Source organism: Bacteroidota bacterium (genome assembly GCA_008933805.1).
In the GTDB taxonomy this organism is placed as follows: domain Bacteria; phylum Bacteroidota; class Bacteroidia; order UBA8524; family UBA8524; genus SB11.
This window is the reverse complement of record WBUH01000002.1, coordinates 192,071-206,524: the sequence shown is the minus strand read 5'-3', so window position 1 is coordinate 206,524 and position 14,454 is coordinate 192,071. Positions and strand designations below refer to the sequence as shown.

Here is a 14,454-nt window from a genome sequence, read left to right as displayed (position 1 = left end):
CATAGGGGTAGCGGGCAAGGTAGTTTTGTATCAACAATTTAATACTACAAAACTATGCTTGACAAAATGATTGAGAACCTGCCCAAAAACACAGGAAAAACGTTGGAAGAATGGATGGCCATTGCCGCCCAAAACAAACACCTGAAGCACAAAGAATCGGTAAAGTTTTTACAAGACAACTACGGCTTGGGGCTTAACTATGCCGACCTTATCGTACACAAAACCAACGGCACGGATTCAGGCTCGATGGACGGGGATGCATTGATAACCGAGCAATACAAGGGCAAAGAACACCTGAAACCCATTTACGACATTTTAATGGAACACATTGGCAAATTTGGGGACGACATTGAAATCTCACCCAAAAAAGCTTACGTGAGCCTGCGTCGCAAAAAACAGTTTGCCTGCCTTAAGCCCGCCACCAAAACCCGTTTTGAACTTGAACTGATACTGAAAGGACAAGATCCGACACAACTGTTGCAGGCCATACCCGGTGCCGGAGCTATGTGTACCCACAAAATTGTGATTGAAAACCTATCACACATCACCGAAGAAGTAATTGATTGGGCCCGACAAGCCTATACGAAAGCCGGCTAATTATTAATCATCACCCTTTTATACATACCACCATGAAATACTTTTTATATAAACTCATCCCTCCACGCCCAACGTTTGCCTTTGACATGACCGACGAAGAGAAACAAATAATGCAAACCCACTCAGAATACTGGAGCCGTCTTTGCGATGAAAGAACTGCCGTGCTGTTTGGCCCCGTACTTGAACCGAACTCGGTTTGGGGCTTGGGGATACTGGAAGTGGAAGATGAAAACGCCGCGCACGCTATAGCCATGAGCGACCCCGCCGTAACCAGCGGTGTAAACACCTTTGAGCTTCACCCCGTGCTGATTGGCAAAATGCGATAATCCAACACACTAACTCATAGAAGCAGGGGTTAAACAACGTCCTGCTTTTATTTTTTACCCTTGCGTTGTAGGTTTGCCCCAGTATGGATACCTCCTCGCGTTTGCAACGCCTGCAACAAATAGACCTCGAAGAATACAATTATTCTTTGCCTGATGAACGTATTGCCAAATTTCCGCTGGAACAACGCGATGCCTCAAAATTGCTGGTGTATCAAAACGGTGAAATAAGCCACCGCACGTTTAGCAAAATTCCGGGTTTATTACCCGCAGGCAGCTTTTTGTTTTTCAACAACACTAAGGTAATTCCTGCCAGATTGCATTTTCGCAAAGATACAGGCGCATTGATTGAGGTATTTTTATTGCATCCCGTACTGCCCTCCCGCATCACTGCCATTACTATGGCTGCCAAAGGTTCGGTAACGTTTGAATGTTTGGTAGGCAATCTTAAACGCTGGAAAGACAACGAATTGCTCCAAAGAAACTTAACCATCAACAACGAGTCGTTTAGCCTTACTGCCCGCCTTGTAAACCGCGACGAAAAGTTGATAGAGATTTCTTGGGAACCTGCCACGCTCACCCTTTCAGAATTATTGGAAGTAGTGGGACAAATTCCTATACCGCCCTACCTAAACCGTGAGGCCACAGAAAAAGATACAGAAACCTACCAAACCGTGTATGCCCAAAACGATGGTTCGGTAGCTGCTCCAACAGCAGGGCTGCACTTTACTCCTGCGGTTTTTGAAGCTCTTGAAAAACGTGGCATACAACACGATTTTGTAACCTTGCACGTAGGCGCTGGTACATTTCAGCCTGTGAAAGTAAAAGACCTGAGTACCCACCCCATGCACCGCGAACAGGTGGTGTACAGTCGCCAAAACATCGAAAATATTTTAAAGCACCATACGAATACAATTCCCGTAGGCACTACCAGTATGCGTACGCTGGAAAGTATCTATTGGTACGGGGTAAAGCTGTTAACCGATAGCGATAAAGAGTTTTTGGTGGATAAACTTGCCCCTTACACCTCGCCGCTGCACATTAGTGTAGAGCAAAGTATGCAAGCCGTTTTGGGTTTTATGCAGCAAAACAACCTGCAACAGCTAATCGGTGAAACGGAATTGCTGATTGCCCCCGGCTATGAATTTAAGGTGTGTAAAGGACTTGTTACCAATTTCCATCAGCCTGCCTCTACCCTATTGTTGCTGGTAGATGCCTTGGTGCAAGGCAACTGGAAAACCATTTACGGCCAAGCCCTTGATAACAATTACCGCTTTTTAAGCTACGGCGATTCATCGTTGTTGCTGCCATAACCCCAACCCGTTACACTGAACTCGTTTCAGGGTATCGTTACCAATTTACGATAACTACGTATGCGATGCCGAAACAAGTTCGGCATGAAGGGAGCTTATCTCACCACTGTCAAATTGAGCGCAGCGAAATTCCTTCTACCAAATGTGTCAACTCAAAGCTAAAACACATTTGCTATAAGATGCTTCCTTCGTCAGCATGACAGGTTTGTGCGTACTACCTGCCCCCGTCATGTTGAACTCGTTTCAACATCGCATTACCAATTCACGCTAAATACTGATGAGATGCCGAAACAAGTTCGGCATGACGGGTACCCTCCTCCTAAATCCTCCTCTAAGAGGAGGACATTGGAAAGCAAACCTATTTCAACGTGTTTTCGAGTACCCAATATCGCTAAACGTTCAATGTCCCCCGCAGGCGGGGGCTGGGGGTGGAAAATCAGTAGTTACAACAAGTAATTACCCATGTTACGGTGTTATCCGGTTACGGAGTTATGCAGTTATTTTTGTTACGCGCAGCACAAGGGTTTGCGGGGTTAGCAAAATATTCATCGTTTTATTCAGTCAAAGAACGGACATCTTTATAATTGGTAAAATGTAAAATTGATACGCCCGTGTGCGCGGGCAGTCATTCCTGCGAAAGCAGGAAACTGAGGGTAGAGAATAGTTAGCCACTCCCCGCATAGATTCTCAATCAAGTTGAGAATGACACCCCGCACTACCCGTTCCCAGAAGCGTCAACGCTTAGGGATTAACTATATTAAATATATAGCGTCGCGCTAAGTCCACTATTTGCCAGACTTTCAATATCCCCCGCAGGCGGGGCAGGGGGGTGGAAAACACACCACCAATAGTTACAACAAGTAATTCGCCAAGTTAGCCAGCTCGCTGCGCTCGCCCTTTTCAAGGGTAATATGGCTGTAGATGTTTTGGTCGCGTATGCGGTCAATCAAATAACTTAGCCCGTTACTTTGGGTATCAAGGTAGGGGGTATCAATTTGGTAAATATCCCCCGTAAAAATAATCTTAGTACCCTCCCCTGCCCGCGTGATAATCGTTTTCACCTCCAGCGGGGTAAGGTTTTGGGCTTCGTCCACAATAAAAATAATATTACTTAAACTGCGGCCGCGTATATAGGCCAGCGGGGTAATCACCAGTTTTTCATTCTCCACCAGTTCCGTCACCTTGCTGTGCTCCTTCTCCGTTTCTTTAAACTGGCTTTGTATAAACTTCAAATTATCCCACAACGGCTCCATATAAGGGTTCAACTTCGATTTTATATCCCCCGGCAAGTAGCCAATGTCCTTATTATTTAGCGGTACCACGGGCCTTGCCAAATATATCTGACGGAACTGCGAGCGTTGCTCCAACGCGCAAGCCAACGCCAGTAAGGTTTTACCCGTACCTGCCACCCCTTGTATAGTTACTAATTGCACTTCGGGATTCATAATGGCGTGCATAGCAAAAGCTTGTTCAGCGTTTTTGGGTTTTATGCCATAAGCCGTGCGCTTATCCACCTTTTCGATATTCTCAGTAAAAGGATTGTAATAACACAGCACGCTTTTCTTGTTATTTTTCAGCACAAAATAGTGGTTGGCAAAAGGCTTATCCTTCATCAACTCCTTATACGGGCAAAACCCGTTGATATACAATTTCTCAATCGCATCGCTGTCCACATCCTCCAAAGCAGTAATGCCCTTGTACAGCGAGTCGATATTTTTAATCTTGCCCGTTTCATAATCCTCGGCCAGCAACCCCAATGATTTTGCTTTCAAACGCAAATTCACATCCTTTGTCACCATAATCACCTTGCGGGCGGGGTTCTCTTCGTGAATGTGCAAAGCAGCATTCAGTATCTTATGGTCGGCCTTTCGTTCGCCAAATACTCGGTTTGCATCTACTTTACTGCTTTCGTCCATTATCACCCTAAAATTCCCCTTGGTGGGTCCGTTTAGCGGCATCCAGTCTTGCAGGCTTTGGTTGTGCTTGGTTGATAATTTATCCAAAAAACGGATAAACTCCCTTGCTTCAAAGTTTATCGTATCGTTTCCCTTCTTAAAATTATCCAGCTCTTCAAGCACCGTAATAGGTATTGCCACATCATGCTCCTGAAAATTGTTAATGGCGTTGTGGTCGTAAAGAATTACCGAAGTATCTAGCACAAAGATTTTACGGTCGTTAGATTTTTTTCTCGCTGGCATCACTCACAAATAAATTCATTGGTAATTTCCCCTTAACCCTATTAAAATCATAGTTGTAATTACCCACACGGGTGGATAAAAACAGCGCCTTCGCAGTGTTATTTTTTTGTGAAGTCATACACCCGTCCCAACTTGTCTAAAATGACATTTTTATTATATTTAATACCCTTATTTTTTACAAGCAACCTATAACCAACCGCTTACGTAGTTTTGAAAAAAAGCTTGCTACAACATTTCGTCGTATGTATTGCCCTATTGCTTTCAGCAATAGCTAATGCCCAGCAATGCGAGTGGATTGATATGTATGGGGGTTCAGGTAATAATTATAATTTGACCCATGCTGTAGATGACAGCAATAATGTAGTGGCGGTAGGAAGGTACACTGCTACGGTTACTCGAGGCTCCACATCATTTTATTTACCCTTTGGTAGTCTGAATATCGCACTGGTAAAGTACAAACCTGATGGGACAATGAGTTGGATGACGAGAATAAAAGCACTGGATACCACCAAGTTCTCAGCAGTGACTGTAAATACAATTAAGTCTTATAACAACGAGTACTACCTTGTTGGCAATACACAGGGAAATATTGATTTTGGTAACGGTATAACTATTCCGCAGGACACAACAAATTATCTCTTTCTGGCAAAATATAATACAAATGGTGTTGTGCAATGGGTTAAAACGTTTTACTCAACATATACCTCTCTTTCAGCTCCGGGAGGGATTGACATTGATAACGTGGGTAATATAGTTCTTACCTTCGGTTCAGGCGGGAAATGGTTTTTTTCACCCACAGATTCAGTATCCACAGGGCACTATAGTCAGATTGATATTTTTGTTGTTAAGTTTACCGGTAACGGTAACTTCATCTGGTGCAAAAACTTTGGTAGCAGCAGCCTTACCAAAAACGATATAGGTCGTGCAGTATCAATTGATGCCGCTAATAATATTTATATAGCTGGGTGTATTGACAGCATCACACAATTTGGTAATCAAACATTTGCAAAAAAAGGACATATTATTCTTAAACTAGATTCCGCAGGCAACCCTATTTCGGGGATAAGTTTGCCTTACGAATACACTTTATATGGAATTAACGTTGGCTTGCAAGTCTTTCCAGACGGTAGAGTTGCTTTTACAGGATATATGAAGGATAGTATGGAATTTGGAAACTCAATTAAATTACATTCTACAGGATCTTCTACAACAAATGCTGTATTTGCCTTATTCGACAAAAATTTGAACTGTAAATGGGCAAAACAATGTAACCCCTCGGCCGGTGCATATACAATACTTGCAAGAGTTGAGACTTCTCAAGATAACATTTATACGGGTGGATGGGTGAATGGACAAATTATCATAGGGAACACAACTGTTGGGAAAATCGGATCAAACAGTTTTTGTGTAATAAAGATGGATACTATTGGTAATTTTTTATGGGCGTTTTCAGGAGAAACATCTGGTCAGATAAATACTATAGGACCTGATAGGGAAGGCAATGCATATATAGGTGGATATGTTAGAGACTCTGTTAATCTCTTTGGGGTAAAAAAATACAGCAACGGCAATACCACAGATATTTTTTTAGCGAAGTTGAAAGACTATGAGATAACCAGAGGCAATGTTAGCCCGGGACCCTATTGTGCAGGCGATAGCATTGTTGTGCCTTATTCCATCGAGGGTAAGTTTACCGCAGGTAATGAATTTATTGCTGAACTTAGTGACAGTGCCGGAAATTTTGACTTTGGAGGACGTGAATTAGGTCGTGTAACGGATACATTAGGGGGCACCATTAAAGGGGTTTTACCTCTGTTTAATGTAGCCACCAATAACCGGTACCGAATACGGATAATAAGTACAAAACCGTTTGTACAAAGCTATTACAGGATTGACACCTTGCGCTTGCTTATATATAGTAAAGACACGGCCAATGCAGGCCCTGATTTATACGTTTGCAAAGGACAACCCATACGATTAGGCACCACAGGTGGTAGCCGCTGGCAGTGGAGTCCGTCAACATTTATGCCCTACCTGCAAGATACAGGAAACAGGCAACCACTAATAAAACCTGACAGTGCTGTTGAATACCGTATTATTATCAGCGACAGCAGCGGTTGCGGTGAAATTGATACCGATTATGTAAAAGTGTTTATTCGCCCGCCACTCTCGTTAGCACCCATTAAAGGCCCTTCAGCTTCGTGCCGTGGCCAGAAAGTTTTGCTAACAGCCGCCATGACCGGAGGGGATAGTACAGGTTACTGGTACAATTGGTCGGTTAGTGGCGACCCAACCACCATAAGTACTACAGACACAGTAAGGGTTTCCCCTTATAAGACTACCACATACCGAATAATTATGGGTGATAGTTGCCACCCAAAACCTGATACTTTGTTTTATACCCTGCAAATTGATACGGTACTTAAAGTACTAACCAATCGTGACACAACAATTTGTAGAGGATCAACCGCTTATCTTCAAGCATGGGGAAACGGTTGCGACCCCAGCCAATACGAGTTTTCATGGACAGTTTTCGGTAACAGTGTGGTATTAAGTGATAGTTCACACTTTACACCCTCGCCTTCAGCTACCACCCTTTACCGCGTTACTCTACGCGATAAAAGTACCACCTATACTGCTTCAAGAAATGTAAGGGTTACGGTTGACAATGTGTTTTTTGCTACCATAAATAATAACACCACCATTTGCCAAGGGCAAAGCATAGATTTAAAAGCAGGTGCCGCCAGTTGTGATACCTCGCAACTGCATTACGAGTGGGATAACGGCCTCGATACTTTGCAAGGCCACACAGTCAGCCCCAATGTTACTACCACTTATACAGTTAAGGTAACCAATAAAAGTAACGGCCTAAATGATACTGCCAAAGTAACGGTTACTGTAAGACCTCCGCTAACCTTAACATTAGCAAACGACACCACCATTTGTATGGGTGCTAATGTGCTGCTCAAGGCAACTGCAACGGGGGGCACAGGTACTTATAAGTTGTTATGGACGGTTAATAACGGTTTGTGGACAGATACAGCTTTTACAAGTACGGTTTCGCCCACTACAAGTTCAACCTATAGGGCTGTATTAAGCGACAATTGTTCAACCAATGATACGGCTTTTGTGAAGGTTACCGTAAGAGACAGCTTAAAGGTATCATTACCCTATAACGATACCGCAATATGCAGTGGGGAACAATTGACGGTAAACCCTGTCGGAAAAGGAGGTATTGTCGCCAACTATAGTTATTCATGGCGTTTCCCCGACGGAACAGTTGTGAACGGTAAACAACCCACTATCAACCCTACTTCATCAGGAACCTATAAAGTACTCTTAACGGATAATTGCAGCAGCCCTTCTGATTCTGCAACGATGTTTGTTTACGTGCGTCCTGCGCTTAAAACAAAAGTTATTGGCCCTGCAAAAGCTTGTGAGGGTGATACCTTATTATTAACGGTTGTTGTTTCGGGCGGAGACAGCTCTAACTACTCTTACACTTGGGAGTTACCCAATGGTAGCTTCGTGCAGAGCAAAACAATCACTGTGACCCCAACCGGTAACGAAACCTATAAAGTAATTGCCGTTGATGGCTGTTCAAACCCTGCCGCTGATTCGTCATTACATATCATAACACTTCCCCCTCCTATTAGCCTTACTCCTTCAGCCGATATTACAGTATGCCAAGGCAGCAATGTACCGTTATCAGCCACCATTGTTGGCGGTACACCGGCCAATTATCAAATACTATGGCAAGAAATTGGCGGCTCATTCAGTGCGAGTTCCATATCTATTAATGTTCAACCCCCGGTAAGTACTCAATACAGTATCTCGGTTAAAGACGGCTGCGCCTCCCCTGTTGCCGATACTGTTACTGTTAGTGTATTGCCAACCCCTGAAGCTGATTTTGCCGTAACCCCCACTAAAGGGTGTGCTCCGTTTACTCCCCTTCTAACCGATTTATCCCAAAACAACGATACCTCCCTGAACATTTGGAGGGTTGCCGGTACCGAGAAACAGGGGGCTGTCCCTGCATTTACTATCACCAAAAGCGGAAACTATACGATTGAGTTAGTAGCCTCAAACAATTTAGGCTGTAAAGACTCGGTTAAAAAATATAGTGTAATTGAAGTGTTTGCCTTACCAAAGGCTAATTTTATGCACCACCCAGAGCATGAGACAGAGATAGGGAAACCGGTTACGTTTTATAATTACAGCACAGGAGCCCAACGCTATAACTGGTTTTGGTCTTCTACCGACTCATTGTTTGTGCAAACGCCCAACGATATAAAACGGGTTTTTGCGGATACAGGAAAACAGTTAATAAAACTGGTAGCTATCAACTCAAACAATTGTACGGATACTTTTTACAAAGAAATATTTGTACACGACCTATTTAGCGTGGTAATACCCAATAGCTTTACCCCTAACGGTGATGGGCTTAATGATGTATTCAGCATTGTAAATACAGGCACTTTAAAATATTCAATATCAATATTTAACCGTTGGGGCGAGTGTTTATATACCTGTAGCTACGAAAACGGACAATCGCTGCCTTGCAGCTGGGACGGAACTTATAACGACGTGCCCGTGACTACCGGTGCCTATTTGTATCAAATTGGTTTTGAATCAGAACTACATCTTAAAAGAAACGTTTGGGGTACTCTCAATCTTATTAGATAACAACCACTTAAAATTTTGACTGCAATACCCTATAAATACAGGGCATGAACTATTATTGCACCAAATTTTAAAATTGATGAAAAGAGTTTTTTTGATGATGATTTTGGCGGGTAGTGCTTTGGTTGCAAACGCCCAAGTAAAGTTTGGAGTTGAGGGCGGTATTACTTTCACTAACCCTAAAACAACAACCCCAATTTCTGAGATTGCTTGGACACCAGGCATTGGTATTCGTTTAGGCGGATTTGCACAATATGGTTTCCACGAAAATTTTTCAGTTAGGGGCGGATTAGTGTTTGAGCAAAAAAGGTTTACTAACGAATTTAAAGTTACCGATATGATGGGCAATAGCGGTACCATGTATCATAAATATACATTAAGCTATATAACTATCCCTGTACGTGTATTTTATGGACTAAAGATAAACAAGGGAAGTTTGCTTTTCGGATTAGGCCCTGATTTTAGTATTGGTGCCGCTGCAAAGGTAAAAGCAACTAACACCAACGATAAGCTGCCCGCAGTTGCCCCAAGTTTTGGATTTGGGAGCGATGCTAACGAGATTAAAGCTTTTGACCCCGGTTTTGGCATCACCGTAGGCTATGAGTTTGCAAACGGTATCGGAGCAAACATCAATGTTGTGTACGGTCTTTCAAACCTTTTTAACAACACAAACAATTCTGAGTGGTTTAACAGAAACTCAGGTATAGGTGTTTATTATATTTTCAATAAATAAGCTGTACAAAATACAAAAGCCCCGCTGCATGGTGCGCAGTCGGGGCTTTTTTCAACATATTAAACCAAACTATGAAAATTACTTAATCGATATTGTTTTTGGTCCTACTTGCTCGGTTTTGGGCAGGATAAGGGTAAGAATACCATTCGTAAATCCGGCCTCAATTGCATCAGCATTTACATTTTCGGGTAACATAAAGCTACGGCTAAAGCTACCGTAGTGGTTTTCTACACGGTGGTAGCGGGTGTTGTTTTCTTCTTTTTCCATTTTGCGTTCACCGCTCACAGTCAATCGGCTGTCTTTCAACTCAATCTTCACATCTTCTTTATTCAAACCGGGCAGGGTAAAGGCAAGCTCAAAACTGGTTTCAGTTTCTTTCACATCAACAGAGGGTCTGAAAAACGAAGTGTTGTTTTCAACTTTACCCAAACGGTCGTTAAAAAAGGTATCAAAGAAAGTTCCGAATGGAGTGATTGAATCACGGAAAATTTCGTTAGCGGGTTTAAATTTTGTTACGTACATGGTTGTAAATTTTTAAATGTTATTGTTTGGCATCTGTATTTCAATTCTTGTACCACTCGATTTTTAAGCCAAAAAGTCACTAAAACAAATTAACAACGGAAATATAAGCGACAAAAAGTCCTAAAAAGAACTTATATAGGTGAGAAGAAGGTGCTTTTTGTCCGATAGGAGGACTACCCCATATAACACCCAAGGAGAATTAACCCGAAAGCATAGGATTGCGTCGAGGAGCAATAGAAAATAATCCCTCGTAGGGTAGAAAGATATAAAAGTGAAGTAGCGGAGAAATTATCGCAACAAGGTAATGTTGCCCATTAGCACCTTTATAATGTTATCAGCGCCGGTGTAGCGCAGTTTGTAGATATATACCCCATCAGGGCAGGGCGCATCTTTATAAGTTCCGTCCCAGTTATTAGCAATGTTGTTTGTCTGGAACATCCGTTCACCCCAACGGTCAAAAATCTCCAAATCAAATGTTTTGATACTGCCGTACACAATCAAAAACTTAGTATTCAACTGGTCGTCGTTGGGTGTAAAGGCATTGGGTACCCAAATTACAGGCTCAAAATTGAAAAATATCTCGTTAGACCAAGTAGTATCACCACCCGCATTGTTTTCATATGCCTTCACACGATACCTTTGGGTAAAGTTATCAAAGCCGTCGTTATAATTATCAGTAGTATCACTACCCCTATCACGTTGCATTACAAATGAGGGGTCAAAATCAACACTGCGGTGCAATTCATAAGTGCGTACTCCATCCGTCCAGCCTTTATAACGTGTCCAATTCAAGTCCACTTCATAAGCATCGGGTTGTGTACCGGTAAGCAATATATTGGTATGAATGTCTGAGTATATCTCACGTCCGCAAAGGTCTAATGCAACAACACGGTATTCAAAAGCTGTTTTATCCGTATTTAAGTTCCTTTCAATGTAGCTAAGGTTGTCCTTATCAACAGTACTCACAGTTACCCAACTGTCGGGAACACCTGCAACACGTCGTTGCACAGTATACCTGGAGTTAAAACGAGGGGCGTTTGCCAATTCCCATTTTATCACCATGTTGTCGTCTTTGGGAAAGCCCACCGAAACATAGCGCATCTTAAGTATTGGGCTATCGGCAAATATTTTCAAGGTTTGTGTATCTCCTAAACATCCCTTGTCTGATACTTCAAGTACCCTCAAGGTGTTGTTTTGTATACCACTCCAGTTTACATTCACTTTATCGGTGCCTAAACCACTGTTAATGGTACCGCCATCTATTATCCAGTTAAATACCGAGGTTGCAAAACCTGTGGTTGTATAATCGTGGTTGCCAAACAATGGGTTACAAACGATGCTGTCACCAATAATTGGAGTTGTCACAGGCTTAGGGTTAACCAACACAACAGAGTCAACAATAAAGCTGATACAACTGTCTTTGGTCATTTCTTGTACCGTCAAAACAAAGCTGCCGGCTTTCTTCCATTCTAACCAAACAGTGTTCTTACCTTGGCCTTGAATGTTTGACGTATCACCGTCTATAGCCCAACGGTATGTTGAACCGGGGAAACCAGCTAGTGTATAAGAGTATTGCCCGCTGTGCTGGCACAATTCAAACTGGCCTTTAATTTCATCAGCTACAGGTAATGGATTTATTACAATAGGTAAACGCGAAGGATTGCCTATACAAGGTTTATTATTTACCGAATCGTAGCTTGTTTCAAACACCTCAACGTATCCGTTTCCTGTTGCTCCCCAGTTCACTTCAATCCAGTTTCTGGTTGCATCACCGGTTATTGAACCGCCATTTACCGTCCAATGATATGTTGAGCCTATTGTATAAATAACTTCGTACCGAACCTTGGTTGAAAACTCACATACCGAATCATCACCTACAGGAACCATTCCGCCAAGATTATGGCTTTTCTTAACCTTGTAACGCACGGTATCGCCTTGGCATCCCCATTTAAGGGTTTCTACTACTTTCACGTATCCCGTACCTTCATCACCCCAATCAACAATTATACTTGGTGTGTTATTTCCGCTGCGCAAAGTACCACCCTCAACCACCCAGCGGTAGCTGGCTCCTTCGCGGGAATTAACATAATACCTTACCCCTCTAAGGTTCGGACAAACTGTTGGGCTACCAAACAACGTATCGAGCAATGAACGGGTTTTGTGTACATAAAAATAGTTTGTATCACCTGAACAACCTGCTTGGTTGGTCTCAACCATTTTCACAATACCGTCGCCAATACCTCCCCAGTTTATACGGGCTTGGTTTGGCTGAGGGTTTGCGGTTATGGTTCCGCCTACAACAAACCAGCGGTAGGTATTACCAGCAATAAGCGTTGTTTGATAAAGAGAGTTCGCGGTAAACTCGCAAAGCGTATCTGTACCTGTAATATTATTCTTAACAGGCTTGGGCAATATATTCACCACCAGCTCTTTTGCAGGTGCTGCACAACCGCCTTTGTTATATTCTACAACTTTAATTTTTCCGGTGCCTGATGAACCCCATTTTACTTTAATAGAGCTTCCGTCAGTAGGCCCCTCAACCTGGCCACCAGTTACTGTCCACTCGTACCTATGACCGTTTGTAAAATCAGTGGTATATGTACTTGCGCCATCACCGGAGCATACCTGAAGAGGTCCGTTAAGCATACTGCTGCCAATAAACGGGTCAACAAAAATGTTGAATGTTACGTTGCGGCTTTTGGGAGGGCAACCATCATCAATGGCTTCAACTACAAAGTTATAAGAAGCTCCGCGAGCTTGTGGACAAGATGGAGTCCAGCAAAACTGTGAAGTGACTCTTTGTTGACCTGTTTTTTTGGTAAAGGTAGCCACAGGACCTGTCCAACCGCTACCGCCAAACACCTCCCCTTTTGCACTCATGGTGATGTTTTGGGGTACGTTATTACGGTTAAGGTCAAAATCACTGGCCTCAATATCAAAACAAATAGTTTCTCCTGCTATTACCCTCTTTACATAGTTTCCGGTTGTAGGAACTATAATGGGGCTTTTGTTGGGTGCACAGGTAATCACAATCATCTGCACATCCAATCGTATCGAACTCAATGCTACGCCGTTCCTCCACTCGGTAACCTCAATAGCCAGTGCATAACGCCCTGTATTGGGAGGCATCATGGTAGTCAAACCGTTGTTAACGTTTATACTTGCCACGCCGGCTGTGCCAAATGGGAAGTTTACGTTATGTCCTGATTTATAAACTACATTCTCAAAAGGTAATGCTAACTCGCTGGGAGGATTGGGATTGGGTGCAGTGGCATCGGCACCCGCCCATGGATGTACTAACCTATAGGATAATGAATCACCGTCAGGGTCGCTGGCTCCGTTAAAATAGGTGGTAGTATCGTTTGAGCAGATATATGGGGCTGGTACCCCTGTGAAAAATGGTGAACTGTTGCGAATATTGGTTGGGGGAATAAAGGCATAGTAGGTTTGCCCCATCTCATCAATAATATTATTTTGAGTGTTGCGGCAGCAACGCATAAACATCAAGTGATAACCAAAACTTGACGGAGGTAAACTAATTAAACGGCTATATGTAGCCTCTCTAAGACATACCTGTGGTTGATTAGGACAATCGGCACCTCTTGGAGGATCTACCGAAACTTCATTTAATAAAGAAAAAGTGAATTGTGATACAAGAGAACGATTGCCGGTAGCATTGTATGCGCCAACAACAATTTCGGGGTCAAACTTAACTTCGGATGCCGCACAATCCCTATAAATTTTAAGTGTAACCCTGTATTGAAAGTATCCGTTTGCTAACCTGCTCACGTACTCATAACTCATGCTACCCCCAACTAAGTGGGTAGCTTTTGCAGCAAGCATGCTACAAAGAGCTATAACAAGCAGTATGTATTTGGCTACGGGAAACTTCATCTTCACTATACAAATTACAATATTTATTCCAAAAGCGTGCCCTTATCTATATAGAACTCTAAATTGCTATAATAGTTGCACCGACTGTTAAATATTATACAAAAATATAGGCTCTTACCCCTAAACGATTTTTGCAAATTTTTATTTCAAAAAAAACTACGGTTTTAACTTGTATAGGTTTGACTTAGTGA

The 14,454-nt window shown here is 42.7% G+C and carries 8 protein-coding genes; 5 read left to right on the top strand and 3 right to left on the bottom strand.

The features are described from left to right. Positions 1 to 54 precede the first annotated feature (54 nt). From F9K23_03000 to F9K23_02990, 3 genes are all read left to right on the top strand, one after another. Positions 55 to 597, top strand: coding sequence for a DUF4287 domain-containing protein (locus F9K23_03000; GenBank protein KAB2918127.1), 543 nt, complete (start codon positions 55 to 57; stop codon positions 595 to 597). 32 nt (positions 598 to 629) lie between these two features. Continuing rightward, on the top strand, positions 630 to 923 hold the full coding sequence (locus F9K23_02995; GenBank protein ID KAB2918126.1) for a hypothetical protein: 294 nt from the start codon (positions 630 to 632) through the stop codon (positions 921 to 923). Positions 924 to 1,006: 83 nt separating this feature from the next. Beyond that, a complete protein-coding gene (locus F9K23_02990; GenBank protein KAB2918125.1) occupies positions 1,007 to 2,233 on the top strand; it encodes an S-adenosylmethionine:tRNA ribosyltransferase-isomerase in 1,227 nt (408 codons plus the stop codon). An 851-nt stretch (positions 2,234 to 3,084) separates the two neighbouring features. Here F9K23_02990 and F9K23_02985 read toward each other — a convergent pair. Next, positions 3,085 to 4,431, bottom strand: coding sequence for a PhoH family protein (locus tag F9K23_02985; protein ID KAB2918124.1), 1,347 nt, complete (start codon positions 4,429 to 4,431; stop codon positions 3,085 to 3,087). Positions 4,432 to 4,686: 255 nt separating this feature from the next. Between F9K23_02985 and F9K23_02980 the strand changes: the two genes are divergently transcribed. Then, positions 4,687 to 9,117, top strand: coding sequence for a T9SS type B sorting domain-containing protein (locus tag F9K23_02980; GenBank protein ID KAB2918123.1), 4,431 nt, complete (start codon positions 4,687 to 4,689; stop codon positions 9,115 to 9,117). Positions 9,118 to 9,193: 76 nt separating this feature from the next. After that, positions 9,194 to 9,847 (top strand): PorT family protein, encoded by a 654-nt coding sequence (locus F9K23_02975; protein ID KAB2918122.1) that lies wholly within the window; start codon positions 9,194 to 9,196, stop codon positions 9,845 to 9,847. A 78-nt stretch (positions 9,848 to 9,925) separates the two neighbouring features. Here F9K23_02975 and F9K23_02970 read toward each other — a convergent pair whose 3' ends face one another. Next, positions 9,926 to 10,369, bottom strand: coding sequence for an Hsp20/alpha crystallin family protein (locus tag F9K23_02970; protein KAB2918121.1), 444 nt, complete (start codon positions 10,367 to 10,369; stop codon positions 9,926 to 9,928). 288 nt (positions 10,370 to 10,657) lie between these two features. Then, the gene (locus F9K23_02965; protein ID KAB2918120.1) at positions 10,658 to 14,263 is read right to left on the bottom strand and encodes a gliding motility-associated C-terminal domain-containing protein; all 3,606 of its coding nucleotides are present in this window, start codon (positions 14,261 to 14,263) and stop codon (positions 10,658 to 10,660) included. Between the last annotated feature and the right edge of the window lie 191 nt (positions 14,264 to 14,454).